The 26126-nt window shown below is 70.3% G+C and carries 20 protein-coding genes; 11 read left to right on the top strand and 9 right to left on the bottom strand.

Going from position 1 to position 26126, the window contains the following annotated elements:
- Positions 1 to 187: 187 nt before the first annotated feature.
- From ACWH49_RS04915 to ACWH49_RS04895, 5 genes are read left to right on the top strand one after another with little or no spacing between them, the layout of a single operon-like run.
- Positions 188 to 1384 (top strand): urate hydroxylase PuuD, encoded by a 1197-nt coding sequence (locus ACWH49_RS04915; RefSeq protein WP_448170444.1) that lies wholly within the window; start codon positions 188 to 190, stop codon positions 1382 to 1384.
- 32 nt (positions 1385 to 1416) lie between these two features.
- Complete coding sequence (locus ACWH49_RS04910; protein ID WP_448170443.1) at positions 1417 to 2907, top strand: nucleobase:cation symporter-2 family protein; 1491 nt, start codon at positions 1417 to 1419, stop codon at positions 2905 to 2907.
- A complete protein-coding gene (locus ACWH49_RS04905) occupies positions 2870 to 4285 on the top strand; it encodes an 8-oxoguanine deaminase (RefSeq protein ID WP_448170442.1) in 1416 nt (471 codons plus the stop codon). Before ACWH49_RS04910 ends, ACWH49_RS04905 begins: the two co-directional genes overlap by 38 nt.
- Positions 4282 to 5022: a class II aldolase/adducin family protein gene (locus tag ACWH49_RS04900; protein WP_448170441.1), complete on the top strand. Its 741-nt coding sequence runs from the start codon at positions 4282 to 4284 to the stop codon at positions 5020 to 5022. The genes ACWH49_RS04905 and ACWH49_RS04900 overlap by 4 nt, the downstream gene beginning before the upstream one ends.
- Before the next feature lie 16 nt (positions 5023 to 5038).
- Positions 5039 to 5248 carry a 4-oxalocrotonate tautomerase gene (locus tag ACWH49_RS04895; protein WP_448170440.1) on the top strand — a complete coding sequence of 70 codons (210 nt, stop codon included), beginning with the start codon at positions 5039 to 5041 and terminating at the stop codon, positions 5246 to 5248.
- Between the two features lie 18 nt (positions 5249 to 5266).
- Here the strand turns inward: ACWH49_RS04895 and ACWH49_RS04890 are convergent, their stop codons facing one another.
- The 4 genes from ACWH49_RS04890 to ACWH49_RS04875 form a co-directional block, all read right to left on the bottom strand.
- Positions 5267 to 6409 (bottom strand): phospholipase A, encoded by a 1143-nt coding sequence (locus ACWH49_RS04890; protein WP_448170439.1) that lies wholly within the window; start codon positions 6407 to 6409, stop codon positions 5267 to 5269.
- A gap of 73 nt (positions 6410 to 6482) precedes the next feature.
- Positions 6483 to 7262 (bottom strand): molybdate ABC transporter substrate-binding protein, encoded by a 780-nt coding sequence (locus ACWH49_RS04885; RefSeq protein WP_448170438.1) that lies wholly within the window; start codon positions 7260 to 7262, stop codon positions 6483 to 6485.
- A complete protein-coding gene (locus tag ACWH49_RS04880; RefSeq protein ID WP_448170437.1) occupies positions 7259 to 8173 on the bottom strand; it encodes a LysR substrate-binding domain-containing protein in 915 nt (304 codons plus the stop codon). The genes ACWH49_RS04885 and ACWH49_RS04880 overlap by 4 nt, the downstream gene beginning before the upstream one ends.
- Before the next feature lie 65 nt (positions 8174 to 8238).
- Positions 8239 to 8805, bottom strand: a complete 567-nt coding sequence (locus tag ACWH49_RS04875; RefSeq protein WP_448170436.1) for a hypothetical protein — start codon at positions 8803 to 8805, stop codon at positions 8239 to 8241.
- 252 nt (positions 8806 to 9057) lie between these two features.
- Between ACWH49_RS04875 and gcl the strand changes: the two genes are divergently transcribed.
- From gcl to ACWH49_RS04855, 4 genes are read left to right on the top strand one after another with little or no spacing between them, the layout of a single operon-like run.
- On the top strand, positions 9058 to 10833 hold the full coding sequence (gene gcl / locus ACWH49_RS04870) for a glyoxylate carboligase (RefSeq protein ID WP_448170435.1): 1776 nt from the start codon (positions 9058 to 9060) through the stop codon (positions 10831 to 10833).
- 5 nt (positions 10834 to 10838) lie between these two features.
- Entirely contained in the window at positions 10839 to 11627 is a 789-nt protein-coding gene (hyi, locus tag ACWH49_RS04865; protein WP_448170434.1) for a hydroxypyruvate isomerase, read from the top strand.
- Positions 11594 to 12520 (top strand): 2-hydroxy-3-oxopropionate reductase, encoded by a 927-nt coding sequence (gene glxR / locus ACWH49_RS04860; RefSeq protein ID WP_448174305.1) that lies wholly within the window; start codon positions 11594 to 11596, stop codon positions 12518 to 12520. Before hyi ends, glxR begins: the two co-directional genes overlap by 34 nt.
- A gap of 31 nt (positions 12521 to 12551) precedes the next feature.
- Entirely contained in the window at positions 12552 to 13853 is a 1302-nt protein-coding gene (locus tag ACWH49_RS04855) for a glycerate kinase type-2 family protein (RefSeq protein WP_448170433.1), read from the top strand.
- 40 nt (positions 13854 to 13893) lie between these two features.
- Here the strand turns inward: ACWH49_RS04855 and ACWH49_RS04850 are convergent, their stop codons facing one another.
- Positions 13894 to 14580: a PEP-CTERM sorting domain-containing protein gene (locus ACWH49_RS04850; protein WP_448170432.1), complete on the bottom strand. Its 687-nt coding sequence runs from the start codon at positions 14578 to 14580 to the stop codon at positions 13894 to 13896.
- A gap of 279 nt (positions 14581 to 14859) precedes the next feature.
- Between ACWH49_RS04850 and ACWH49_RS04845 the strand changes: the two genes are divergently transcribed.
- Positions 14860 to 15852, top strand: a complete 993-nt coding sequence (locus ACWH49_RS04845) for a Bug family tripartite tricarboxylate transporter substrate binding protein (RefSeq protein ID WP_448170431.1) — start codon at positions 14860 to 14862, stop codon at positions 15850 to 15852.
- 89 nt (positions 15853 to 15941) lie between these two features.
- Positions 15942 to 17528 (top strand): phospholipase D-like domain-containing protein, encoded by a 1587-nt coding sequence (locus ACWH49_RS04840; RefSeq protein ID WP_448170430.1) that lies wholly within the window; start codon positions 15942 to 15944, stop codon positions 17526 to 17528.
- Between the two features lie 3 nt (positions 17529 to 17531).
- Here ACWH49_RS04840 and ACWH49_RS04835 read toward each other — a convergent pair whose 3' ends face one another.
- From ACWH49_RS04835 to xdhA, 4 genes are all read right to left on the bottom strand, one after another.
- Entirely contained in the window at positions 17532 to 21053 is a 3522-nt protein-coding gene (locus ACWH49_RS04835; protein ID WP_448170429.1) for a PAS domain S-box protein, read from the bottom strand.
- Between the two features lie 123 nt (positions 21054 to 21176).
- Positions 21177 to 21992, bottom strand: coding sequence for a xanthine dehydrogenase accessory protein XdhC (xdhC, locus tag ACWH49_RS04830; RefSeq protein WP_448170428.1), 816 nt, complete (start codon positions 21990 to 21992; stop codon positions 21177 to 21179).
- A gap of 96 nt (positions 21993 to 22088) precedes the next feature.
- Positions 22089 to 24539, bottom strand: coding sequence for a xanthine dehydrogenase molybdopterin binding subunit (gene xdhB, locus ACWH49_RS04825; RefSeq protein WP_448170427.1), 2451 nt, complete (start codon positions 24537 to 24539; stop codon positions 22089 to 22091).
- Position 24540: 1 nt separating this feature from the next.
- On the bottom strand, positions 24541 to 26097 hold the full coding sequence (xdhA, locus tag ACWH49_RS04820) for a xanthine dehydrogenase small subunit (protein ID WP_448170426.1): 1557 nt from the start codon (positions 26095 to 26097) through the stop codon (positions 24541 to 24543).
- Between the last annotated feature and the right edge of the window lie 29 nt (positions 26098 to 26126).

The following is a 26126-nucleotide window of genomic DNA, read 5'->3' as shown; positions in this document are numbered from 1 at the left end:
GTCGAATGACGTAAACTGTATACAGTTCGTTTGCGTCGCCGCGGAGCCCGGGCCCTCAGCCCGGTCGTGACGTTCACCACCTTGCAGAGCCCGCTGTGGCAAGGGACGGCCCCTGTACAGGCTTGCTTCTTGCTGAAGCAACCGTTCATCGGCACGGACCTGGCGAAGACTCGGAGACTCACACCGCATGGAAGCGTACCTTCTCGACTGGGCCAACCTGCTGCTGCGCTGGGCGCACATCATCACCGGCATCGCCTGGATCGGTGCCTCGTTCTACTTCGTCTCGCTCGACAACAGCCTGACCCCGCCGAAGGACCCGAAGGACGCCGAAAAGGGCATCGGCGGCGAGCAGTGGGGCGTGCACGGCGGCGGCTTCTACCACCACCAGAAATACCCGGTGTCGCCCGGCTACGTGCCCGACCAGCTGCACTGGTCGATGTGGGAGAGCTACTCGACCTGGCTGACCGGCTTCGCGCTGTTCACGGTCCTCTACCTCTACAACGCCAGCACCTTCCTGATCGACAAGACGCTGTTCGACTGGTCGCCGGCCGCCGCGATCACCACCGCGCTCGGGTTCTTCGTCGCGTTCTGGCTGCTCTATGACGCGATCTGCCGCACGCTCGGCCGCGGCAAGAACGGCGACCTGATCGTCGGCGCCTGCGTGTTCGTGCTGATCGTGGCGGCGTCGTGGCTGTCGTGCCACCTGTTCGCCGGCCGCGCCGCCTTCCTGCTGGTCGGCGCGATGATCGCGACGACGATGAGCGGCAACGTGTTCTTCTGGATCATCCCGGGCCAGCGCACCGTCGTCGCCGCGATCAAGGCCGGCCAGCCGGTCGACCCGGTCCACGGCCAGCGCGGCAAGCAGCGCAGCGTGCACAACACCTTCTTCACGCTGCCGGTGCTGTTCGCGATGATGAGCAACCACTACGGCTTCACCTACGGTGCGAAGCACAACTGGCTGGTGCTGGTCGCGATCATGGTGGCCGGGGCGCTGATCCGCATGTCGTTCGCGCTTCGCCACAAGGCGCTGGCCTATGGCCAACCCGTGCCGTGGCGCTACGCGGTCATCGGCACGCTGCTGCTGATCGGCACGATCGCCGCGACGATGCCGGCGCCGCAACCGGCGCCCGCGGCGGCCCCGCCGGCGAGCTTCGCCGAGGTGCAGGCGATCGTCACGCAGCGCTGCGTGATGTGCCACGGCGAGGCGATGCAGAGCAAGAACGTGCGCCTCGACTCGGCCGCCGAGGTGAGCAAGCACGCGCAGCAGATCTACCAGCAGGCCGTCGTCTTGAAGGCCATGCCGATGAACAACGCGACCCAGATCACCGACGCCGAGCGTGCGCTGATCGGGCGCTGGTTCACCGCCGGCGCTTCGACGAAGTGACCGATTCCATCCGAGCTCGAGAGGACGACGCCATGAGCAACGACATCACCGCGACCCCGGTCCATCCGGTCGACGAGAAGCTGCCCCTGCCGCGCCTGAGCGCGCTCGGCCTGCAACACGTTCTGGTGATGTATGCCGGCGCGGTCGCGGTGCCGCTGATCGTCGGCCGCGCGCTCAAGCTCACGCCCGACCAGGTGGTGCAGCTGATCTCGGCCGACCTGTTCTGCTGCGGGCTGGTGACGCTGATCCAGTCGCTCGGCTTCACGAAATGGTTCGGCATCAAGCTGCCCGTGATGATGGGCGTGACGTTCGCATCGGTGGGCCCGATGGTCGCGATGGCCAACGCGGTGCCGGGCGTCGACGGCGCCCGCGCGATCTTCGGCGCGATCATCGGCGCGGGGTTGATCTCGATGCTGATCGCGCCGGCGGTCAGCAAGCTGCTGCGCTTCTTCCCGCCGGTGGTCACCGGCACGATCATCGCGGTGATCGGTATCAGCCTGATGCGCGTGGGCATCGGCTGGGCGATGGGCGGGCCGCCGAACCTCGCGCAGGCCGTCGACGTGCCGAAGCTCGTCGCGATGGTCGACGGCGTCAAGGCAAGCGCGGCGGCCGCCTCGGCGCCGGCGCTGAAGCTCCCCGGCCCGATCCCGATGCTCGACAACGCGACCTACGGCGCGCTCGACAACATGGCGATCGCGGCATTCGTGCTGGTCGTGATCCTGCTGATCGCGCGCTACTCGAAGGGCTTCCTCGCCAACATCTCGGTCTTGATCGGCATCTTCGCCGGCTGCGTGCTCGCGGTCGGCCTGGGCAAGATGGGCTTCGACAAGGTCGCCAAGGCGCACTGGCTGGACGTCGTCACGCCGTTCGTGTTCGGCCTGCCGACCTTCGACCCGGTGATGATCCTGACAATGACGCTGGTGATGATCGTCGTGATGATCGAGTCGACCGGCATGTTCCTCGCGCTGTCCGACATGACCGGCAAGCCGATCTCGCAGACCGAGCTCGCCGCGGGGCTGCGCACCGACGGCCTGGGCACGCTGATCGGCGGCATCTTCAACACCTTCCCGTACACCAGCTTCTCGCAGAACGTGGGCCTGGTCGGCGTGACCGGGGTGCGCAGCCGCTTCGTGTGCGTGGCGGCCGGCATCATCATGATCGTGCTCGGGTTGCTGCCGAAGATGGGCGCGCTGGTCGAGTCGGTGCCGCAGTTCGTGCTGGGCGGTGCCGGGCTGGTGATGTTCGGCATGGTGGCGGCCACCGGCATCCGCATCCTCGCGAACGTCGATTTCAAGCACAACCGGCACAACCTCTACATCGTCGCGATCGCGATCGGCGCCGGCATGATCCCGCTGGTCGCGCCGCGCTGGAGCCAGCAGATGCCGCATGCGCTGCACCCGCTGCTCGAGTCCGGCATCCTGCTGACCGCGATCGCCGCGGTCGTGTTGAACCTCTACTTCAACGGCAGCAAGGGCGGCTCGGCCGATGCGGTCGAAGCGGCCAAGCTGGCCGAGGCGCATTGAGGGGCCGGTGACGAGCCTGCTGATCAAGAACGCGACGCTGCTCGTCACGATGGACGCGCAGCGGCGCGAGATCGCCGACGGCGCGGTGTTCGTGCGGGACAACGTGATCGAGGCGGTCGGGGCGACCGCCGAGCTGCCGGACACCGCCGACCAGATGATCGATGCGCGCGACCAGGTCGTGATCCCCGGCCTGGTCAACACCCACCACCACATGTTCCAAACCCTCACCCGGGCGCGGGTGCAGGACAACGAGCTGTTCGGCTGGCTGCAGGGCCTGTACCCGATTTGGGCGAACCTCACGCCCGAGATGGCGAAGGTCTCGACCCAGACCGCGATGGCGGAGTTGCTGCTGTCCGGCTGCACGACCAGCAGCGATCACCTCTACATCTACCCGAACGGGCGCTCTGGCCAGGTGCGGCTCGACGACAGCATCGAAGGCGCGCAGGAGATCGGCATGCGCTTCCATGCCGCGCGCGGCTCGATGAGCGTCGGCGAATCGAAAGGCGGCCTGCCGCCGGACCGGGTCGTCGAGGACGAGGCCGCGATCCTGACCGAGACCCAGCGCCTGATCGAGCGCTGGCACGACCCCCGCCGCTTCGCGATGCAGCGCATCGTCGTCGCGCCGTGCTCGCCGTTCTCGGTCAGTCGCGAGCTGATGCGCGATTCGGCCTTGCTCGCCAGGCAATACGGCGTCTCGCTGCACACCCACCTGGCCGAGAACGACAACGACATCGCCTACACCCGCGAGAAGTTCCGCTGCACGCCGGCCGAGTACGTCGAGCAGCTCGGTTGGACCGGGCCGGACGTCTGGTGCGCGCACTGCGTCAAGCTCGACGCGCACGGCATCGCGCTGTTCGCGCGCACCGGCACCGGCGTCGCGCACTGCCCGTGCTCGAACATGCGGCTGGCTTCGGGCATCGCGCCGATCCGGGCGATGCGCGATGCGGGCGTCAGCGTCGGCCTGGGCGTGGACGGTTCCGCCTCCAACGACGCCGGCCACCTGCTCGGCGAGGCCCGCATGGCGATGCTGCTGCAGCGCGTCGCGCACGGCCCGGTCGACGGCCCGGCGGCCATGGGCGCGCGCGAGGCCCTCGAGATCGCGACGCTGGGCGGCGCGAAGGTGCTGAACCGCGACGACATCGGCGCGCTCGCGCCCGGCATGGCGGCCGACATCGTCACCGTGCCGCTCGACGGCATCGCCACCGCCGGCGCGCTGCACGATTCGCTTGCGGCCCTGCTGTTCTGCCAGATCCCGCGCATCAGGCACTCGATCATCGACGGCCGGGTCGTCGTGCGCGACGGCGAACTGACGACGCTGGAGCTGCCGCGGCTGGTCGCGCGCCACAATGCGCTGGCCCGCGAACTCGCCGACGCATGACCTCGATCCGCACCGAAACCGACGTCCGCATCGATCTCGCCGCGGCCTACCGCCTCGCCGCGCAGCGCGGCTGGGACGACACCGTCTACACCCATCTGTCCGCCAGCGTGCCCGGGGAGCCCGGCGTCTACCTGATCAACCCGTTCGGCGCCCGCTTCGACGAGATCACCGCCTCGGCGCTCGTGAAGGTCAACACCCGCGGCGAGGTCGTCGACGGCAGCGGCCGGCCTGTCAACCCGAGCGGCTTCGCGATCCACGGTGCGGTGCATGCGGCGCGGCCGGAACTCGAATGCGTCGTGCACCTGCACACCACCGCCGGCGTGGCGCTGAGCATGCTGCCGGCCGGCCTGCAGGCGACTTCGCAATGGGCGATGCGCCTGCACGGCCGGCTCGGGCGACACGCGTACGAGGGGCTGGCGTTCGGCGCCGCCGAGCAGGCCCGGCTGGTCGCGAACCTCGGGACGCTCGACGGGCTGATCCTGGAGAACCACGGCCCGCTGACCGTCGGTCGCACGGTCGCCGAGGCGTGGATGCTGATGTATCTGCTCGAGCGCGCGGCACAGGCGCAGCTCGCCGCGATGGCGGCCACCGGCGGGCGGGTCCGCGTCGTCAGCGACGAGCTGGCGGCGCTGACGTATCGTCAATGGGTCGGCGACGGCGCCGAGCGCGATGGCGACGTCGAATGGCCGGCGCTGCTGCGCGGCCTGGACCGCACCGACCCGTCCTACCGAGATTGAACCGGAGAGAACCGAGATGCCCACGATCCGAATCGAGATGTTCGAAGGCCGCACGCCGGAGCAGAAACGCGCGCTCGTCGCCGCTGTCACCGAGGCCTGCGTGAAGACGATCGGCGCGTCGCCCGAGAGCGTCGACATCCTGCTGTTCGACATCGCGAAGCAGAACTGGGCCACCGGCGGCACGCTGTGGAGCGACAAGGCGGTCAAGCCACCGCCGGTGGGTTGAGCGCGGCGCGCGCCGCGCTCAGAACTGCAGGAAGGTCACGCCGGCACCGAGGCTCGTCTGGCGGAAGTTGTAGTCGGTCAGCGTCTCGCCGTAGCCGCGGAACAGCTGGACGAACCAGCGCAGGCCGTTGGGCTGGTCCCGGTAGATCGGGTAGGTCCACTCGGCCTGCAGCGCACCGTAGTTCGCGTTGCGCAGCGAGGTGCGGTACAGCAGCGACGCGGTGTGCAGTCCCTGCGCCCAGTTGAGCTGGAACTCGCCGCGGCCGCGGTAGCTGACCAGGTCGGGGTTGTTGTCGGTCGCGAGGTCCTCGTTCAGGCGCTGGTTGTAGCGCGCCGTGAAGGACCACGGCCCGCGGTCGAACCCGCCTGCCACGTAGACGCGGTTCCAGCTGCGCGACAGCGGGTCCGACTGTCCGTTCGACTGGTGCGCGAGGCCGACCTGCGTGTAGCGCCACTGCCAGCCGAACGGCAGCGCGCGCAGGGCCGGCGCGGTCGGCAGCACATAGATCGCTTCGGGCTGGTAATCGGTGTTGCGGAAGGGCTTGGAATCCGCACCGTTATAGATCTGCCACATCGCCTGCTGCGTGAACGCGACCCAGAAGTCGCCGCCGATCAGCGGCAGGTCTTGCACGAGTTTCGTGCGCAGCGAGAGCTGGAACTTGGCCTCCTCGCGGCGGTAGTCGGGCTGCAGCACGGCGGCCTGGGTCGGCGATTGCGGCGCGCGGTTGATGTGCGTCGTCACGTGGATCGGCAGCACGTAGTTGGGCTGGTAGCCGACGAAGTTGAAGATGCCGCGCTTGTCCGCGGCGTCGAGCTCCCAGAACTTCGACATCAGGCCGGTTTCCGGCTTCGCGCTGACCGCGTCCGCGAGCGCGCCGTTCGTCGGCGCAAGCAGCGAGGTCGAGGGTGCCACCGCCACGGGCGTCGCAGCGGCCCCAGGCACAGGGAGCTGCGCGACCGGTTCGGTCGGCGCGGTCGCGCGGCCGGCCAGCTTGTCATAGCAGGCGAGGCGGTCGGAGGACGCGCCGATCTCGGCGCAGGCCTTCAAGGTCGGCGGTGCATCGGGCTGGGCGGCGGCGCCGAGCGGCAGCGCCAGCGCGAGCAGGGCGGTCAGGGCATGCCCGGGCGTGCGGCCGCGCGGGTCGATTCGATCAGGAAGCATGGGAAGACGGGGAGAGCGACGGGACCCAGCGATGTTAGAGGCGCGCGGGCACACCCCGCGTCGCGCGCGCATCTCAGCGTGTCGGCGCGATGCCCGCCGCGCTGTAGGTGGCGCGCGCGTCCGCGCTGTCCAGTGCGCGCAGCAGCGCCTGCGCCGCCTCGGCGGGCGGCACGCGCGTCGGGCTCGCGAGGTAGGCGGTCGTGTTCTGCAGGGGCGCCGGCAGCGGCCCGATGAACTGCAGGCCGCGGTCGCGCACCAGCCGGATCTCGGTGATCGCCCCGAGCGCCAGCTCGCGGCCTTGGCCGTGCAGCACGTGTTCCATCACGGCGGCGCCGTCGGGGTAGCGGGTGGTCTTCGGCGCGGCCATGGCGTCGAGGCCGAGCTGCTTCAGCAGGCCCTCGATGTACAGGCCGGTCGAGGCGCGGTTGAAGACGATCGAGTCGGCGTCGCGCAGCGCCTGCGCGAAGGCCTCCGCGGTCGCGATCTCCGGCCGCGCGGCGCCCGGGCGCACCGCCACGCCGATGCCGACGCCGCCGATCGGCACGCGCGGCGCGTTCAGCGCGAGCGCGTCCAGCACCGCCGGGGGCGCGATCACGAGGTCGACCGATTCGCCGGCCCCGATGCGCGCGCGGATCTGGGGGGCCGTGGCGAAACCGAGCGTCACCCGGTGGCCGCTGCGTTCTTCGAAGGCCGCGATGACGGGGCGGATGCCGGGCTCGATCGCCCCGGCGCTGAGCACGCGGACCTCGTCCGCGCGGGCGGGCCACGCCGCCAGCGCGAGCCATGCGCCGGCCAGCAGCGCCACCGCGGCGGCACGCCGGCCGCGGCGCCGCCATGCCGGCCGCGCGCTCATGCGGCCTCGCCGCGGCGTGTCCACCACTCGGCGCTGAACTGCTCCTGGAGGTAGCCGATGAAACTGCTGACCTTGGACGGCACAAGCTTCGGCGACGGGAACACCGCATGCATCTCCTGGACCGGCAGCGCGAAGTCGGTCAGCAGCGGCACAACCTCGCCGCGCTGCACCGAGCCATGCGCCACGTACCACGGCACGATCGCCAGGCCCATGCTGTCGCGCGTGGCCTCGAGCAGCACCGACAGGTTGTTGGTGCGCAGCGGGCCGCGCACGGGCACCGAGTGCTCGCGCCCGCCGCCGGTGAAGTGCCAGCGCTCGTCGCCCTGCACGGTGCTGTAGATCAGGCACGGGTGCTGCGCCACGTCGGATGGCGACTGCGGCGCGGCGTGCTGCGCCAGGTAGGACGGTGAGGCGACCAGCACCCACGGGTTCTGCGCCAGGTAGCGGGCGCCGAGCGAGGAGTCGGCCAGGCGTCCCATGCGGATCGCCACGTCCACGCCCTGTTCGACGAGGTTGACGTAGCGGTCGTCGAAGCTCAGGTCGACCGTGATCTCCGGGTGCTCGCGCATGAAGGTCAGCACCAGCGGCGTCAGCACGCGGCGGCCGAACGCGACCGAGGTGCTGATGCGCAGCTGCCCGCCGACGCGCGACTGCAGCAGGGCGGCCAGATTGTCGGCCTCCTCCAGTTCGCGCTGGATCGTCTTGCACTTCTCGTAGTACAGCGCGCCGATCTCGGTCGCGCTGACGCCGCGGGTGTTGCGGTTCAGCAGCCGGGCGCCGAGCCGGGCCTCGACCGCGGCGACGTGCTTGGTCGCCGTCGGCTGGGTCACGCCGAGATCGACCGAGGCCTTGGAGAAACTGCCGGTCTCGACGATGCGGGCGAACAGCTGTACGCCGGTGATGCGGTCCATGGGGGCGGCGCGCACGAGGCACGCGAAGCTCGCGGAGCCGCCACCATAGTCGAAAACGCGAACGGTTACTTGCCGTCGCGGTCGGCGTCGCCCGGCACGGCGCGCTCGACCCGGTCGCTCAGACGCTGCCAGGCATCGCGCGTGGCGTGGCGGGCGCGGTCCCATTCCAGCGTCGAGGTGCCGCGTGCCGTCTCCCAGCTGCGCGCCAGGTCGCCTTCGAGCTCGTCGTAGGCGCGACCGGGGTTGCGGCGATAGGCCTCGACACCGTGGTCGTAGGCGGGACCGTAGTCGTCGTAGGCGGCATCGGCGCCGGCGTAGTCGCGGCTGCGGTAGTTGTCGTGCCAGTAGGTCGTCTCGACGGTCGGGTCGATCGCCTCGGCCGCGCTCTTGCCGGCCAGCCCGCCGACGATCGCGCCGATCGCCGCGCCGATCACGGTGCCCACCGGGCCGGCGACCGTGCCGGTGGCCGCACCTGCCGCGGCGCCGCCGAGGGCGGCACCGACGCCGACGCCCAGCGGATGCGCGCCGGTGGCACCGGTCAGCGGATCGAGGTTGGCGTCACCTTCGTGCTCGATCTGGCGAGCGCGTTCATCGTCGGCCGAGTAGGTCGCGGGGGTCTGGTTGGGGGTCATCGGTGTCTCCGGACAGGCCGCGACCGGGACGGCGCGGCAACTTCGACGAAGGCTAGGTTGGCGCGGTGCAGGCGGTTGCGCGCCGATGCCGCGGCCGGCGGCCGAGAGCGGCGCGTCGCGCGGTGGGACACGTCCGACACGCGGCGCGACATTCCGCGGCGGAATAGCTCTTATCGGCGCGCGCCGTAGCGCCGGCGACGGACGCTCTTCATGATCCGCCTCAGTCGAACCGATCAGCTCAAGGAGATCCGCATGGCACGCATGAAGGCCGTCATGGCCGCCGTCTTGGTGATGGAGAAGGAGGGCATCTCGCAGGCCTTCGGCGTGCCGGGCGCCGCCATCAATCCGCTGTACGCGGCGCTGCGCGAGCGCGCGTCGATCGCCCATGTGCTGGCGCGCCACGTCGAGGGCGCCTCGCACATGGCGGAGGGCTACACCCGCGCGAAGGCCGGCAACATCGGCGTGTGCATCGGCACCTCCGGGCCGGCCGGCACCGACATGATCACCGGGCTCTATTCGGCGATCGCCGACAGCACCCCGATCCTGTGCATCACCGGCCAGGCGCCGCGCGCGCGCTTGTACAAGGAAGACTTCCAGGCCGTCGACATCGAGTCGATCAGCAAGCCGGTGACCAAGTGGAGCGTCACGGTGCGCGAGCCGGCGCAGGTGCCGCGCGCGTTCCAGCAGGCCTTCCACCTGATGCGCTCGGGCCGCCCCGGCCCGGTGCTGATCGACCTGCCGTTCGACGTGCAGATGACCGAGATCGAGTTCGACATCGACACCTACGAGCCGCTGCCGGTCTACAAGCCCCACGCCACCCGCAAGCAGATCGAGAAGGCGATCGGCATGCTGCAGGCGGCCGAGCGCCCGCTGATCGTCGCCGGCGGCGGCATCATCAACGCCGATGCGTCCGACCTGCTGCAGGAGTTCGCCGAACTCACGAACACGCCGGTGATCCCGACGCTGATGGGCTGGGGCACGATCCCCGACGACCACCCGCTGATGGCCGGCATGTGCGGCCTGCAGACCTCGCACCGCTACGGCAACGCGACGATGCTCGCCAGCGACTTCGTGCTCGGCATCGGCAACCGCTGGGCGAACCGCCACACCGGCTCGCCGGAGGTCTACTGCAAGGGTCGCACCTTCGTGCATGTGGATATCGAGCCGACCCAGATCGGGCGCGTGTTCGCGCCGGAGCTCGGCATCGTCTCCGACGCGAAGGCGGCGCTGCAGCTCTTCGTCGAGGTGGCGCGCGAGATGAAGGCGACCGGCACGCTGCGCGACCGCAGCGAGTGGGTCGCCGCCTGCCGCGAGCGCAAGCGCACGATGCTGCGCAAGACGAATCTCGACACCGTGCCGATGAAGCCGCAGCGCGTCTACCAGTGCATGAACAACCACTTCGATCGCGACACGACCTACGTCTCGACGATCGGGCTGTCGCAGATCGCCGGGGCGCAGTTCCTGCACGTGTTCGGACCGCGGCGCTGGATCAACTGCGGCCAGGCCGGGCCGCTGGGCTGGACGATCCCCGCCGCGCTCGGCGTGCGCGCCGCGGACCCGACGCGCAAGATCGTCGCGCTGTCCGGCGACTACGACTTCCAGTTCATGATCGAGGAGCTTGCGGTCGGCGCGCAGTTCAAGCTGCCCTACATCCACATGGTCGTGAACAACAGCTACCTCGGGCTGATCCGCCAGAGCCAGCGCGGGTTCGACATGGACTACTGCGTGCAGCTCGGCTTCGACAACATCAATGCGCCGCAGGTGGAGGGCTACGGTGTCGACCACGAGGCGGTGGTCACCGGCCTGGGCTGCAAGTTCGTGCGGGTGCACCGGCAGGAGCAGATCGCGCCCGCGATCAAGCAGGCGGAGGCCTGGATGGTCGAGCACCGCGTGCCGGTCGTGATCGAGGTCATCCTGGAGCGCGTGACCAACATCTCGATGGGCACCGAGATCGACGCGATCAACGAGTTCGAGGAGCTGGCGACGAGCATCGCCGACGCGCCGACCGCCATTGGCCTGCTGGACTGAACGCCATGCCGAAATTCGCTGCCAACCTGACGATGCTGTTTACCGAGGTGCCCTTCCTCGACCGATTCGAGCGCGCGGCCCGGGCCGGCTTCACCGCGGTCGAGTTCCTGTTCCCGTACGACTTTCCGGCCGCCGAGATCCGCAACCGGCTGGTTGCCAACCGGCTCGAACTGGTGCTGCACAACCTGCCGGCCGGCGACTGGGCCGCGGGCGAGCGCGGGATCGCGTGCCTGCCCGACCGGGTCGCGGAGTTTCGCGACGGCGTGGCGCGCGCGATCGAGTACGCGACCGTGCTCGGCGTGCCGCGCCTGAATTGCCTGGCCGGCAAGTCGCCCGCCGGCTTCGGCGGCGCGGCGGTCCACGCCACCCTCGTCGAGAACCTGCGCTTCGCCGCCGCCGCGCTGAAGGAAGTCGGCATCACGCTGTTGATCGAGCCGATCAACACCTTCGACATCCCCGGCTTCCACCTGAACCGCACGGCGCAGGCGCTGGCGTTGATCGACGAGGTCGGCTCGGACAACCTGTTCGTGCAGTACGACATCTACCATGCGCAGCGCATGGAGGGCGAGTTGATCGCAACGATGACGTCGCAGCTCGCGCGCATCGGCCACATCCAGCTGGCCGACAACCCGGGCCGCCACGAGCCGGGCACCGGCGAGATCCACTACGGGAACGTGTTCGCGGCGCTCGACCGGGCCGGCTACGACGGCTGGATCGGCTGCGAATACAAACCCGCCACCACCACCCAGGCCGGTCTGCACTGGCTCGAGACTGCGCGAAGGGCATCGACATGAGCAAGATCGGATTCATCGGCCTGGGCATCATGGGCACGCCGATGGCGCTGCGCCTGAAGGCCGGCGGCCATGAGCTGTTCGTCTACACCCGAGGGGATCCGAGCCCCGATGTCATCGCAGCCGGCGCGGTGCGCTGCGCCAGCGCCAAGGAAGTGGCCGAGCGCGCCGACATCGTCTTCACGATGGTGCCGGACACGCCGGACGTCGCGAAGGTCCTGTTCGCGGACGATGGCGTCGCTGCCGGCCTGTCGAAGGGCAAGACCGTCGTCGACATGAGCTCGATCTCGCCGATCGAGACCAAGGACTTCGCCAAGCGCATCAACGCGCTCGGCGGCGACTACCTCGACGCGCCGGTCTCCGGCGGCGAGGTCGGCGCCAAGGCCGGCACGCTGACGATCATGGTCGGCGGGCCGGAGGCGGTGTTCGAGCGCGTCAAGCCCCTCTTCGAGCTGATGGGCAAGAACATCACCCTCGTCGGCGGCAACGGCGACGGCCAGACCTGCAAGGTCGCCAACCAGATCATCGTCGCGCTGAACATCGCGGCGGTCGGCGAGGCGCTGGTGTTCGCCAGCAAGGCCGGCGCCGACCCGGCCAAGGTGCGCCAGGCGCTGATGGGCGGCTTCGCGGCCAGCCGCATCCTGGAGGTGCACGGCGAGCGGATGATCAAGCGCACCTTCGCGCCGGGCTTCCGGATCGGGCTGCACCAGAAGGACCTGAGCCTGGCGCTGGCCGGCGCGCGCGCGCTCGGCGTCGCGCTGCCGCAGACGGCCGGCGCGGCGCAGCTGATGCAGGCCTGTGCCGCCAACGGCGGGCAGGACCTGGACCACTCGGCGCTGGTGCAGGCGCTGGAGCTGATGGCGGCGCACCCGGTGATGCCCGACCCGGCGCGATGAGCGCCGCTGCGCGGGTCGGGATAATCGCGGCATGAGCCTGCCTTCGCCCCACACCGATCCCCGCGGCTTCCTGCTCGCGCTGTTCAACGCCGCGGTCGCGCAGGCCGTGCCCGGTGCCGGCATCGCGGCGTTCCTGCCGCCGCCGCCCAAGGGGCGCACGCTGGTGCTCGGCGCGGGCAAGGCGGGTGGCGCGATGGCGGCGGCGGTCGACGCGGCGTGGCCAGCGGGCGCGCCGATGTCGGGCCTGGTCGTCACACGTTACGACTACGTGCCGCCGGCGTACAAGGCCCAGCCGGGCCGCATCGAAGTGGTCGAGGCCGCGCACCCGGTGCCCGACGACGCCGGGCGGCGCGCCGCGAAGCGCATCGCCGAGCTGACCCGGGGCCTGACCAAGGACGACCTGGTGCTGTGCCTGATGTCCGGCGGCGCCTCGTCGCTGCTGGCGATGCCGGCCGACGGCATCACGCTGGAGGAGAAGCAGGCGATCAACAAGGCACTGCTGAAGAGCGGCGCGGCGATCGACGAGATGAACTGCGTGCGCAAGCACCTGTCGGCGATCAAGGGCGGGCGGCTCGCGGCCATGTGCGCGCCGGCGCAGGTCGTCACGCTGCTGATCAGCGACGTGCCCGGCGATGCGCCCGAGGTCATCGGCAGCGGCCCGACGGTACCGGACAGCACGACCTGCGCCGACGCGCTGCGCATCCTCGCGCGCTACGGCATCGAGATTCCGGCGGCCGCGCGGGCCGGGCTCGAGAGCGGCGCGCTGGAGACGCCGAAGCCGGGGGACGCGCGCTTCGATGGTCACCAGGTCCACATGATCGCGACGCCGCGCCAGTCGCTCGACGCCGCCGCCGCGCTGGCGCGGCAAGCAGGAATAGGCGTGCATGTGCTGAGCGACGAGATGGAAGGCGAGTCGCGCGAAGTCGGCAAGGTGCACGCGGCGCTGGCGCGCTACGTGGCCCGCCACGGCGAGCCGTTCGCGAAGCCCTGCGTGATCCTGTCGGGCGGCGAGACGACCGTGACGGTCAGGAGCAAGGGCGGCCGTGGCGGCCGCGCGACCGAGTTCCTGCTCGGCTGCGCAATCGCGCTGCAGGGCGAGCCCGATGTGCATGTGCTGGCCGCCGACACCGACGGCATCGACGGTGTCGAGGACAACGCCGGCGCGATCGTCACACCCAGCACGCTGGCCCGTGCCCGCGCCGCCGGGCTCAAGGCGGCCGAGGTGCTCGACCGCAACGACGCCTACAACTTCTTCAAACCGCTCGGCGACCTGGTGGCGCCGGGGCCGACGTTCACGAACGTCAACGACTTCAGGGCGATCCTGATCGTGTAGGGGCGAAAAAAAGGCGCCCCGCGGGGCGCCTTCGTCACGCTCAGCGTGCGCCGCTGCGGCGGCGCCAGACGAGCAGTGCGCCCACGCCCGCGAACATCATCAGGTAGGTCGACGGTTCGGGCACCGCGGTGACCAGGATCATGTTCTGGTAGCGGGTGTCGCGGTCGACCAGGTAGTGCACCTGGAACGTGCTCGACCGGTACGTGTCGGAGATCGTGGAGTACGCGTTCTTCAGTTCGGACAGCATGGTCCTGTAGTCGGCGCGGGTGCTCTGCACTGCGCCCGCATTGAAGGCCATGCTCGACGCGGTGCCGGTGAAGTCCTGCGTGATCTCCCACAGCACCTGGTTGAAATCCTGGCCGTCGATGTTCCACGCCAGCGTTTGCGTGTAGTAGTGATCGACCACCCAGTTCATCAGCGCGTCGGCCTTGTTGGCGTAGGTGGCCGATGCGTTGATGACGCCGGCCGCGCCGACCACATCGTAGGTGTGGGTCGAGGGCAGGGCCGGGAAGTCCGCGCCCGGCTCGATGCAGGCGATGACGCCGGTCGCCCCGTACACCGACGAGGAACCGGTCGCGAACGTGATGTCGGCGATCCAGCCGCCGTTGCCTTCGCGGTTCGTCACGTTGCCGGTGAGGGTCTGGGCCATCGACTGGCCGGCACCGAGCAGCGCCAGGCAGGCCACGGCCGTGCGCACGGGCATCGATGACGCGATCTTTGTGGTCATGAAGACCTCCTTCGAATACAAATCTGCTGCGAGAAAAAGTGCCCGGGATGAACACTTCGATCGCAGTATTCCGATGCGACGAACAGCGAACCACCCGCGACCCGGGGGGCGCTGTCCCGGGAGCGTCAGCCCTTGTGAAAACGTACCGGTCGCGTGGGAGCGCACGTTGCACTCGCGTCACGCGCATTTCGGGGGTCGATCGGTGCGGACACATCGATTCACCTTGATTGACTTTGCGAGCGGCACAATTCGCGCCTGCACCGCCATTCAAGGACGCCCATGGAACTCTCGCACCCCAATCGACGCGACGCGTTGCGCCTGTCGCTCGCCGCCGCCGGCGCAGCAGCGCTGCCGTTCGCCGCGCGCGCGCAAGTCGCGTGGCCGAGCAAGCCGGTCCGCTTCGTCGTGCCGTTCGCGCCGGGCGGCAGTTCGGAGATCGTTGCGCGGGCGGCGGCCGCGGAGCTGACCAAACTGCTCGGGCAGAGCGTGTATGTCGACAACAAGCCCGGCGGTGCCGGCAACGTCGCGATGGCCGAGGTCGCGCGCGCCGACGACCAGCACACGCTGGTGCTCGGGCACATCGGCACGCTGGCAGTGAACCCGTACATCTTCGACAAGCTGCCGTACGACCCGAACAAGGACTTCAAGCCGATCTCGCTGCTGGCCAAGGTGCCGAGCCTGTACGTCGTGCATCCGGACGTGCCGGCGAAGAACCTGAAGGAGTTCGTCGCGCTGTGCAAGGCCAGGCCGGGCGCGCTGAACTACGGTTCGGCCGGCAACGGCAGCGCCGGCCACCTGGCGATGGAGTACCTGAAGATGGCGACGAACATCTTCATCCTGCACGTGCCGTACCGCGGCACCGGCCCGCAGCTGACCGACCTGCTGGCCGGCCGCCTGCAGGCGGCCTCGGTCGGCGCGCCGGCGATCCTGCAGTTCATCAAGGCCGGCAAGCTGCGCTGCATCGCCACCGGCACCACGCAGCGCATCCCGCAGTTGCCCGACGTGCCGACCGTGGCCGAGCAGGGCTACCCGGGCTTCGAGATGACGCAGTGGTACGGCATGCTCGCGCCGGCCAACCTCGCGCAACCCGCCGCCGACAAGCTCGCGGCGGCCTGCGCGAAGGCGATGCACGAACCGGCGGCGCTGGAGCGCCTGAGCACCGACGCGGCAATCCCGGTCGGCGGCAGTGCCGCCGACTTCGCGAAGTTCATCGCGCTGGAGCAGCAGCGCTGGAAGCCGGTGATCGCGCGGGCGAAGGTCAAGCCCGATTGAGGCGCGGCGTGCGGCCCGCGCCGCCGCCCCCACGTTCGCCGCGCGTGGCAACATCGCCGCCTCGCGAACGATTCACGGAGATGCCCCGCATGCCCGAACTCTCATGGCGCCGCCTCGCCGGTGCGGCACTGCTCGCGGCGTCGGCCTTCCTCGGCGCCTGCAGCACGCTGCCGGCCGTCGACCGGGACGCGATCGCGAGCGAGGCGATCCCGCTGAGCACGTCGACCACGCTCGGCCGCATCGCCAAGACCTCGCAGCCGGCGCCGGAGCTGTCCGGCTTCCGGCTGATGCCGCTCGGCCTGTTCTCGCTCGACACCCGGGTGCAGCTCGCGAAGCGGGCCGAGGTCTCGCTCGACGTCCAGTACTACCACTTCGAGAACGACGAGACCGGTCGCTGGCTGCTGCGCGCGCTGCGCGACGCGGCCGAGCGCGGCGTGCGGGTGCGCCTGCTGCTCGACGACCTCTACACCGGCGGGCAGGACACCTACTGGCTCGCGTTCGCCGCGCACAAGAACGTCGAGGTGCGATTGTTCAACCCGTTCGCGCGGGCGCGCGACCGCGGCCAGGGCGGGCGCTTCCTGGCCTCGCTCGACGAGTGGGGCCGGGTCAACCACCGCATGCACAACAAGCTGTTCATCGCCGACGGCGCGATGGCGGTGATCGGCGGGCGCAACGTCGCCAACGAGTACTACCTGCGCGGCATGTCGCAGAACTTCGTCGACGTCGACGCGTTCACGGTCGGCTGGATCGTGCCGCCGCTGCAGTTCCAGTTCGACCGCTACTGGAACAGCGCGGCGGTCTACCCGCTGAAGGCGATCGCGAAGACCGATCTCGACCCCGCCGCGCTGCGCGCCTTCTTCGAGGACGCGACCAGCCCGGCCAAGACGCCGCCGCCCGACCCGCTGCCGTCGAACGACATCCTCGGCTACGGGCCGATCGCCGACGACCTCGACGGCGGGCGCCTCGGCCTGATCTGGGGCGAGGCCTTCGTGTTCGCCGACCACCCCGACAAGCCCTTCGACGGCAGCGTCGGCGGCGAGCCGCTGGACACCAGCGTGACCTACAACCTGTTCGAGGTGATCCGCGCCGCGAAGAAGGAGGTGGTGATGTCGTCGCCGTACTTCGTGCCCGGCGAGCTGAGCCTGCAGATGATGCGCGACCTGCGCGCGAAGGGCGTGTCGGTGGCGGTGCTGACCAACTCGCTCGCCTCGACCGACGAGCCGGTCGTGCACATCGGCTATGCGGCCCACCGGGTCGAGCTGCTGAAGATGGGCGTGGAGCTGTACGAGCTCAGCTCGTCGCGTGTCAAGCGCAACGAGCGGCCGTTCCTGTTCGGCCAGTCGCTCGGGCGGCTGCACGCCAAACTCGCGGTGATCGACCGCGCGGGTCTGTTCATCGGCTCGATGAACCTCGATCCGCGCTCGGCCAGCATCAACACCGAGCTCGGCGCGGTCGTCGTCAGCCCGCCGCTGGCGAAGGAGCTGCTGCGGGTGATCGACATCGACCGGCTGCTCAGCGCCTACCGGGTGCGGCTGCGGGGCACCGGCAACGGGCTGGAGTGGGTCAGCAACGACGGCGACAAGGAGACCATCCTGACCGAGGAGCCCGACTCGACGCCGTGGCTGCGGATCAAGTCGTGGCTGCTGACGCCGTTCGTGCCCGTCGAGCAGCTGTAGGCCTCAGTCCGGCGGCGCCTCGATGATCTCGCGGATGCGGGTCGCGAGCGCTTCCATCGCGAACGGCTTGGTGATCATCGACATCCCCGGTTCCAGGAAGCCGGAGGCGATCGCGGCATTCTCGGCATAGCCGGTCATGAACAGCACCTTCAGGCCGGGGCGGACCTGGCGGCCGGCCTCGGCGATCTGCCGGCCGTTCAGCCCGGGCAGGCCGATGTCGGTGATCAGCAGGTCGATGCGGGCGCGCGACTGCAGCAGCTCCAGGCCCGCGGGGCCATCCGCCGCCTCGATCGCGCGGTAGCCCAGGTCGCCCAGCACCTCGACGATCAGGCCGCGCACGACCGCTTCGTCCTCGACCACCAGCACCGTCTCGCCGTGCAGCGTGACGTGCGCCTCGGTCAGTTCGGCCAGCGGCTCGTCGTCCGGCGCCTCGCCGCGGTGACGTGGCAGGTAGAGCTTGAAGGTCGTGCCGTGGCCGACCTCGCTGTAGATCTTCGCGTAGCCCTCCGACTGGCGCGCGAAACCGTAGATCATCGACAGCCCCTGGCCCGTGCCCTGGCCGATCGGCTTCGTGGTGAAGAACGGCTCGAAGGCCTTGGCCACCGTGTCCGCGCTCATGCCGGTGCCGGTGTCGGTCACGCAGACGCAGACGTACTGGCCGGGCCGCACGTCGCGCTGCCGGGCGGCGTAGGCCGAATCCAGGTGCGCGTTGCAGGTCTCGATCACCAGCCGGCCGCCGTGGGGCATCGCGTCGCGGGCGTTGATCGCGAGGTTCAGGATCGCGCTTTCGAGCTGGTTCGGGTCGCAGCGCGTCAGCCACAGGCCGCCGGCCAGCACGAGCTCGAGCTCGATGCGCTCGCCCAGCGTGCGGCGCAGCAGGTCTTCCATCGACGCGACCAGCGGGTTGGCGCGAACCGCGCGCGGATCGAGCGGCTGGCGGCGCGAGAACGCCAGCAGCCGGTGGGTCAGGGCGGCGGCCCGCTTGGCCGAGCCGACGGCACCGCGCACGAAGCGGTCGAGCTCGTCGAGGCGGCCCTGCGCGATCCGCTTCTGCACCAGGTCCAGGCTGCCGGTGATGCCCTGCAGCAGGTTGTTGAAGTCGTGCGCGATGCCGCCGGTCAGCTGGCCCACGGCCTCCATCTTCTGGCTCTGGCGCAGCGCGTCCTCGGCGGCGCGCTGCTCGGTCACGTCGCGGCCGAAGCCGTACAGCACGCCGGACTCGCCGACGATGGTCCAGACGATCTGACGTGCGCCGCCGTCGCTGGCGATCATCGCGAACTGCTGCTCGGCGACGCGCTCGCCGGCGGCGAGCCGAACCAGCGCCTCGCGCACCGCGGGCACGGCATCGGCCACGACGAAATCGAGCAGCATGCGCCCCTCGGTCTGCGCCAACGACCAGCCGAGGACCTGGATCCACGCCGGGTTCGCGGTCGACAGCCGACCGTCGGCGGCGGCGACGATCTTCAGCACCGGGGACAGCGTCCAGATCCGCTCCTGGTTGAGCGCGATCGCGCGCTCGTCTGTGATGTCGCGCCCCACCGCGTGGATGCGGCCGGCATCGGGCACGGCGGTCCAGTCGAGCAGCCGGTAGCTGCCGTCCTTGGCGCGGTAGCGGTTCTCGAACGCCAGCGTGGTCTCACCCTGGGCGAGCTTGCCGACCTCGTCGAGCGAGCTGCGCAGGTCGTCGGGGTGGATGAAGTCGGCCAGCAGGTGGCCGACCATGTCGTCTTCGGTCCAGCCCAGCATGCGCTGCGACGACGGGTTGATCGCCGTGATGCGGCCCTCGAAGTCGCACACCAGCAGCAGGTCCTGCGACATCGACCAGAGCCGGTTGCGTTCGAGGGCGTGCTCGACCTCGGCCGTCTTCTGTTCGTGGATGTCCGTATTGGTGCCGATCCAGTGGATGACCCGATCGTCCTCGCCGCGCACCGGGATCGCGCGCGCCAGGTGCCAGCGGTATTCGCCGTCGGCGCGGCGCAGCCGGAACTCGACCTCGTACGGTTCGCCCGACGCCAGCGATGCCGCCCAACGCGCCTGCGCCTGGGGCAGGTCGGCCGCGAACACCATCTCGCTCCAGCGGTGGCCATCCAGACCGCCGGGGCGGGCGCCGCTGTAGGCATAGACCTGGTCGTTGAACCAGTCGAGCAGTCCGTCCGGCTGCGCGAGCCAGGCCTGGTTGGGCATGGCCTGGGCGAGCGCGCGGAAGCGCCGCTCGCTCTGCTCCAGCTCGCGCAGGACGCGGCGGCGCTCCGTCACGTCCTGCACCACGCCGGCCATGTGCTTGCGGCGACCCTGCGCGTCGAAGCCGAATTCGGCGCGGCGCGAGATCGTGCGCTCCTCGCCGGTGTCGGCGCGGCGGATGCGGTACTCGACGTCGAGCGGCGCGGTGCCGGCCTGGCGGCGTGCGCTGTCCGAGACGAGGTGGACGTCCTCCGGCAGGACCAGGCGCTCGAGCTCCTGCGCCGGAATGCGCTCGCGCGGCGTCAGGCCGAAGATCCTGCAGAACTCCGGCGTGCCGTAGACCGTGCTGTCGTCCAGGTCGACGCTGAACACGCCGACGCCGCCCGCCGCCTGCGCGCGCTGCAGCTGCAGCGCGCCCTCGCGCAGCTGCACCTCGCCGGCGCGCTGCGCCGACTCGGCCGCGACGCGGGCCGACACGTCCGAGCCCTGCACGAAGATGCCGATGACCTCGTCGCCGCTGCCGAACAGGGGCTGCAGCACGAAGTCGACATGGCGCCCCACCGGGGGTGCTGCCGGATCGACCTGCACGGTGTAGAGGGCTCCCTGTGCCGCATAGGCCTTGCCTTCGCGGAAGACCTTGTCCAGCAGGCCGAGGTAGCCCTGCTCGACGGCGTCCGGCAACGCTTCGCGGACCGTCCTGCCGAGCACGTCGCGCCGGCCGATCAGCTCGAGGTAGCCCGGGTTGGCGAGTTCGAAGCGGTGCTCCGGGCCGGTCAGCATCGCCATGAAGCCCGGTGCCTGCTCGAACATGCTGCGCAGCCGCTGCCGCTCCCCCTGCAGCCAGCGCTGGGCCTGCACCTTCTGCGTCGTCTCCTGCACGATGGCGATGGCGCCCACGGCGCGGTTGGCCTCGTCGAACAGCGGCGAATAGTCGAGGTCCAGCCAGACCTGCTCCGCGCGGCCGTGACGGAACAGGGTGAACTCCTGGTCCCGGTAGGCCAGCGTGCCGCCGGCCAGCGTGGCGCGCATCACCTGGTCGTTGAAATCAGACGCCTCGGGCCAGCCCTCGCGAACGTGCGCACCCAGCAGGGCCGGGTGGCGGCCGCCGGCGATGACGGCGTAGCCGTCGTTGTAGACCATCACCCCGTCCTCGCCCCACATCGTCACCATCGGCACGTGCGAGCGCAGGATCAGCGCGACCGTCGACTTGACGCTCTGCGGCCAGGTGGCGATCGGGCCGAGTGCGGTGGCACCCCAGTCGTGCGCGGCGATCAGCCGGCCGGTTTCGGAGTCGGCGTTCAGGAAGGCGAGGGCGTTGTCGGCTGTCGTCGGCGCGTCCGGCACGGCAAGGCCCTCGGTGGTCGGCGGGTTGGGAGGCGACCGGGTCGGCTGCGGCGCGGCCGGCAAGTCGTCGAGCGTTGTACACCAGACGCCCGGCGCCCGGCGTAGGACGATTCCCTGTCGAACTCAGGCCGGGACGTTCTGCAGCAATTGCGCCACGACGGCCAGGGCGATCCGCTCCGGCTCCTTGCCTGCAACGCCCGGCACGCCGATCGGGCAGGTCATGCGCTCGATGGCCTCGGCACCGATGCCGACCTGCTCGAAGCGGTGGATGAAGCGCTGCCGCTTGGTGCGCGAGCCGATCAGCCCGAAGAAGCCGAAATCGCCGCGCCGCAGGATCGCCTCGGCGATGCGCTGGTCGAGGTCGTGGCGGTGGGTCAGGACCAGGAAGAACGCGCCCGGCGGCGCGAGCGCCACCTCGGCCTCGACCGCATCGACGCAGACGCGCTGGATGCGTTCGGGCCACGGCGTGCCGAGCGTGGTGGTGGGCGCGAACTCCTCTTCGCGCTCGTCGATCCACTCGACGCGGACATCGAGCGTGGCCAGCAGGGTCGCGATCGCGCGACCCACGTGGCCGGCGCCGTAAAGCTGCAGGTGGAAAAGCGGCGCGGCGGCCGGCCAGCGCTCCAGCGCTTGGGCGTCGAGCGGCGCGTACGCGAGCGTCACCGCCCCGCCGCAGCATTGGCCGAGCGCCGGGCCGAGCGGGAAGTGCTCGGTGTGCGGATCCAGTTCGCCGGTGCGCAGCATCTCGCGGGCGTGCGCGATCGCCTTCAGCTCGAGGTGGCCGCCGCCGACGGTGCCGATGGTTTCGTCCGCCGCCACCAGCATCCGGGTGCCCGCCTCGCGCGGCGCCGAGCCGAGGGCCTGGGTGACCTCGACGAGGATAGCCTGGCGACCGTCTTCGAACCAGCGGGCGGCTGTGTCGCGTGTGTGGCGGTTCATGGTGGTTGCACATGCACGCGGGCCTGCCGCGACCCGCACCCGTGGCGCACGTCCGGGGAAGAGCTTCCAGGCCTTTGCCGCTCCAGCTTCAAACGACTACCCCTCCTGCACCGCAGTGATGGCTCGCAGGATCGCCTCGCCGGTCGCCGGCGCCGTCAGCGGCGGATCGACACGGTGCTCGGACGCCGCGGAGATCGCATCCCGGATCGCGAAGAACACCGAGAACGGCAACAGCAGCGGCGGCTCGCCGACGGCCTTGCTGCGGTGGATGCTGTCCTCGACGTTGGGACCGTCGAACAGCTTGACGTTGAACACCGGCGGGCAGTCGTTCGCGGTCGGGATCTTGTAGGTGCTGGGCGCGTGGGTTGTCAGCTTGCCGCTCTGCGGATGCCACACGAGCTCTTCGGTGGTCAGCCAGCCCATGCCCTGGATGAACGCGCCCTCGATCTGGCCGATGTCGACGGCCGGGTTCAGCGAGCGGCCGGCGTCGTGCAGGACGTCGGCGCGCAGCAGCTTCCACTCGCCGGTCAGCGTGTCGACGACGACCTCGCTGACGGCGGCGCCGTACGCGAAGTAGTAGAACGGCCGGCCGAACATCTTCTCGCGGTCCCAGCTCAGGCCAGGCGTCGCATAGAAGCCGTCGGACCACAGCTGCACGCGGTCGAGGTAGCCCTGCGCGACGACCGCGCTGAACGGCAGCGACTTGCCGTTGACCTCGACCTTGTCGTTCGCGAAGCGCACGTCCTCGGGACGGCCGCCGTGGTGCGCGGCCATGCAGGCCGCGAGCCGTTCGCGGATCTGGCGCGCCGCGTCCTGAGCGGCCTTGCCGTTGAGGTCGGCGCCGGTCGATGCAGCGGTGGCCGAGGTGTTCGCGACCTTCTGCGTGTCGGTCGCGCTGACCCGCACGCTGTCGAAGCCGACGCCGAGTTCGTGCGCGACGACCTGCGCCACCTTCGTGTTCAGGCCCTGGCCCATCTCGGTGCCGCCGTGGTTCACCAGGATCGAGCCGTCGCTGTAAACGTGCACCAGCGCGCCGGCCTGGTTGAAGTGCTTGACGTTGAACGAGATGCCGAACTTCAGCGGCGCGAGCGCGAGGCCGCGCTTGAGTACCGGGCTGGTCGCGTTGAACTGCGCGATCGCGTCGCGGCGCGCGCGGTAGTCGCTGCTGGCTTCCAGCTCGGCCGTGAGCTCATGGATGATGTTGTCGCCGACCACCTGGCCGTACGGCGTCACGTTGTTCGTGTCCTTGCCGTAGAAGTTGGCGCAACGCACGTCCATCGGGTCCCGGCCGAGCGTGCGCGCGATCGTGTCGAGGATGTTCTCGATCGCGATCGCGCCCTGCGGGCCGCCGAAGCCGCGGAACGCGGTGTTGCTCTGGGTGTTGGTCTTGCCCGAGTAGCCGTGCATCGCCACGTCGGGCAGCCAGTAGGCGTTGTCGAAATGGCACAGCGCGCGGGTCATCACCGGGCCGGACAGGTCGGCCGAGTGGCCGGCACGCGAGACCATCGTGACCTCGGCGCCGAGCACGCGGCCGGCGTCGTCGAAGCCGACCTCGTACTCGTACCAGAAGCAGTGGCGCCGGCCGGTGATCAGGAAGTCGTCGTCGCGGTCCAGCCGCAGCTTGACCGGCCGCTTCAACTTGGCCGCGGCGACGGACGCGACGCACGCGAACAGCGCCGATTGCGACTCCTTGCCGCCGAACCCGCCGCCCATGCGCCGGCACTCGACATGCACGTCGTGCGCGTGCAGCTTCAGCGCGTGCGCGACCAGGTGCTGCATCTCGCTCGGGTGCTGGGTCGAGCAGTACACGTGCATGCCGCCGCCTTCGGTCGGGATCGCGTAGCTGATCTGGCCCTCAAGGTAGAACTGCTCCTGACCGCCGACGTCGAACGTGCCCTTCAGCCGGCGCGGCGCCTTCGCGATCGCGGCCTGCGCGCCGCCTTCGTTCGTCGCCCGCACCAGATGCATCGGCGGCAGCACGTACTGGCCTTTCGCGTGCGCCTGCTGCGGCGTGAGCACGGGCGGCTCGGCGCTGATCGTCAGCACGTCCTTCGCCTTCGCGGCGGCGCGGCGGGCGATGTCGCGCGTCTCGGCGATCACGGCGAACACCGGTTGGCCGAGGTAGCGGATCTCGCCCCACGACGCGCCGTCGTCGTGCGGCTCGATCGGGCACAGGATCGGGTCGTCGTGGACGATCGAACCGCAGTCGTTCGGCCCCGGGATGTCCGCCGCCGACAGCACCGCGACGACGCCGGGCAGCGCGCGGATCGTGTCGAGCGCCATCGCAGTCAGCCGGCCGTGCGCGACCGGCGACAGCCCGAGCGCGCAGTGCAGTGTGCCCGCGTGCTCGCGGATGTCGTCGATGTAGGTCGCCTCGCCGGCGACGTGCAGCTGCGCGGATTCGTGCGGCCGGCTGATGCCGACGCGCGCGCCGGCGGCCACGGCGATCGCCTCGGCGCCCTCGTCGATGCGCGCGGCGGTGTTCTTCTGGTAGTCGGCGAAGGCCTCGTTCGGTTGCAGCAGCAGGGCGTCGACAGGCTTGTTCATGTCAGGTCTCCTGGGCGGCAGCGGTGGTGGCGGCAGTCTGGTGCGGCATCACGCTGAACACGCTGGTGGCGCCGGTCGGCAGCGGATCGTCGGTGCGGGTCTCGAGCCACAGGCGCTGCAGCAGGTTCTGCGCGACCTGCAGGCGGTAGGCGGCGCTGGCGCGCATGTCCGACAGCGGTTTGAAGTCCTCGGCGAGCGCGGCCTTCGCGGCGGTGACGGTCGCCTGGGTCCACGGCTGGCCGACGATCGCGGCCTCGGCGCGGGCGGCGCGCTTGACGGTCGCGGCCATGCCGCCGTAGGCGAGCCGCGCGGTGGTCACGACGCCCGCGGCGTCCAGCTCGATCGAGAAGCCGGCGCACACGGCCGAGATGTCGCAGTCGAAGCGCTTGCTGATCTTGTAGGCGCGCACGGCGCGCGATGAAACCGAGAGCGGCACCGCGAGGCCCTGCACGAACTCGCCGTCCTCGAGCAGGTTCTTCATGTAGTCGACGTAGAACGTGGCGAGGGGCATGCGGCGCGTGCGGGCGCCCTTGCGCAGCTCGATCTGTGCGTCGAGCGCCATCAGCACGGGCGCCGAGTCGCCGATCGGCGAGCCGTTGGCGACGTTGCCGCCCATCGTGCCGGCGTTGCGGATCGGCGGCGACGCGAAGCGCAGCCACACGTCGGTCAGCGTCGGGAAGCGCCGGGCGAGGGCCGACCACGCCGCCTCGAGCGAGGCGCCGGCGCCGATTCGCAGCTCGCCATCCCGCTCGTCGATGCGCTTCAGCTCGTCGACGGCGCCGACGTACAGGATGTCGCCGAGCGGGCGGAACTGCTTGTTGACCCACAGGCCGACGTCGGTCGAGCCGGCGAGCAGCTGCGCCTTCGGGTGCGCCTCGCGCAGCGCGGCCAGTTCGTCCAGCGTGGTCGGCGCGAAGAAGCGGTCCGTACCGCGGCCGACGTAGCTGAACGTCGCGTCAGTCTTCAGGCCTTCGAGGGCGGCCAGCACCGGCGCGGTGTCGAGCGCGACCGCCGGCAGATCGAACATGCGCTGGCCGGCATCGAGGATCGGCCGGTAGCCGGTGCAGCGGCACAGGTTGCCCGAGAGCTCGTCGGCGAGCTGCTGGCGCGTCGGCTGCGTGCCGCACGCGCGGTTGTGCTCGTAGCTCGACCACATCGACATCACGAAGCCCGGGGTGCAGAACCCGCACTGCGAGCCGTGGCACTCGACCATGGCCTGCTGCACCGGGTGCAGCGCGGCATCCAGCGTCATCGCCTTCAGGTCCTCCACCGTGAACAGCGCCTTGCCGTCGAGCGTCGGCAGGAACTGGATGCAGGCGTTGACCGTGCTCAGGTTCAGGCCCCGAACCGCCTGCGGATCGCCGGGGGCCGCGGCCTCGCCGATCACGACGGTGCAGGCGCCGCAGTCGCCCTCGTTGCAGCCTTCCTTGGTTCCGGTGCAGCGCGCGTCCTCGCGCAGCCAATCGAGCACCGTGCGGGTGGGCGCCGCGTCGCTCACCTCGACCACCGCGCCGCGGTGGAAGAAGCGAATCGGGCGGGGGGTCGTCGGCTCGGACATGGATGGGTTTCTCGGGTTCGGTGATGACC

Source organism: Rhizobacter fulvus, assembly GCF_964020785.1.
Note: the sequence above shows the minus strand (reverse complement) of the source record. Positions and strands in the feature narration are given on the sequence as shown.

What these genes read in the sequence shown, in the direction of transcription:
- ACWH49_RS04915 (WP_448170444.1), top strand. Translation starts at nt 188, where the DNA reads ATGGAAGCGTACCTTCTCGACTGGGCCAACCTGCTGCTGCGCTGGGCG.
- ACWH49_RS04910 (WP_448170443.1), top strand. Translation starts at nt 1,417, where the DNA reads ATGAGCAACGACATCACCGCGACCCCGGTCCATCCGGTCGACGAGAAG.
- ACWH49_RS04905 (WP_448170442.1), top strand. Translation starts at nt 2,870, where the DNA reads ATGCGGTCGAAGCGGCCAAGCTGGCCGAGGCGCATTGAGGGGCCGGTG.
- ACWH49_RS04900 (WP_448170441.1), top strand. Translation starts at nt 4,282, where the DNA reads ATGACCTCGATCCGCACCGAAACCGACGTCCGCATCGATCTCGCCGCG.
- ACWH49_RS04895 (WP_448170440.1), top strand. Translation starts at nt 5,039, where the DNA reads ATGCCCACGATCCGAATCGAGATGTTCGAAGGCCGCACGCCGGAGCAG.
- ACWH49_RS04890 (WP_448170439.1), bottom strand. Translation starts at nt 6,409, where the DNA reads ATGCTTCCTGATCGAATCGACCCGCGCGGCCGCACGCCCGGGCATGCC.
- ACWH49_RS04885 (WP_448170438.1), bottom strand. Translation starts at nt 7,262, where the DNA reads ATGAGCGCGCGGCCGGCATGGCGGCGCCGCGGCCGGCGTGCCGCCGCG.
- ACWH49_RS04880 (WP_448170437.1), bottom strand. Translation starts at nt 8,173, where the DNA reads ATGGACCGCATCACCGGCGTACAGCTGTTCGCCCGCATCGTCGAGACC.
- ACWH49_RS04875 (WP_448170436.1), bottom strand. Translation starts at nt 8,805, where the DNA reads ATGACCCCCAACCAGACCCCCGCGACCTACTCGGCCGACGATGAACGC.
- gcl (WP_448170435.1), top strand. Translation starts at nt 9,058, where the DNA reads ATGGCACGCATGAAGGCCGTCATGGCCGCCGTCTTGGTGATGGAGAAG.
- hyi (WP_448170434.1), top strand. Translation starts at nt 10,839, where the DNA reads ATGCCGAAATTCGCTGCCAACCTGACGATGCTGTTTACCGAGGTGCCC.
- ACWH49_RS04855 (WP_448170433.1), top strand. Translation starts at nt 12,552, where the DNA reads ATGAGCCTGCCTTCGCCCCACACCGATCCCCGCGGCTTCCTGCTCGCG.
- ACWH49_RS04850 (WP_448170432.1), bottom strand. Translation starts at nt 14,580, where the DNA reads ATGACCACAAAGATCGCGTCATCGATGCCCGTGCGCACGGCCGTGGCC.
- ACWH49_RS04845 (WP_448170431.1), top strand. Translation starts at nt 14,860, where the DNA reads ATGGAACTCTCGCACCCCAATCGACGCGACGCGTTGCGCCTGTCGCTC.
- ACWH49_RS04840 (WP_448170430.1), top strand. Translation starts at nt 15,942, where the DNA reads ATGCCCGAACTCTCATGGCGCCGCCTCGCCGGTGCGGCACTGCTCGCG.
- xdhC (WP_448170428.1), bottom strand. Translation starts at nt 21,992, where the DNA reads ATGAACCGCCACACACGCGACACAGCCGCCCGCTGGTTCGAAGACGGT.
- xdhB (WP_448170427.1), bottom strand. Translation starts at nt 24,539, where the DNA reads ATGAACAAGCCTGTCGACGCCCTGCTGCTGCAACCGAACGAGGCCTTC.
- xdhA (WP_448170426.1), bottom strand. Translation starts at nt 26,097, where the DNA reads ATGTCCGAGCCGACGACCCCCCGCCCGATTCGCTTCTTCCACCGCGGC.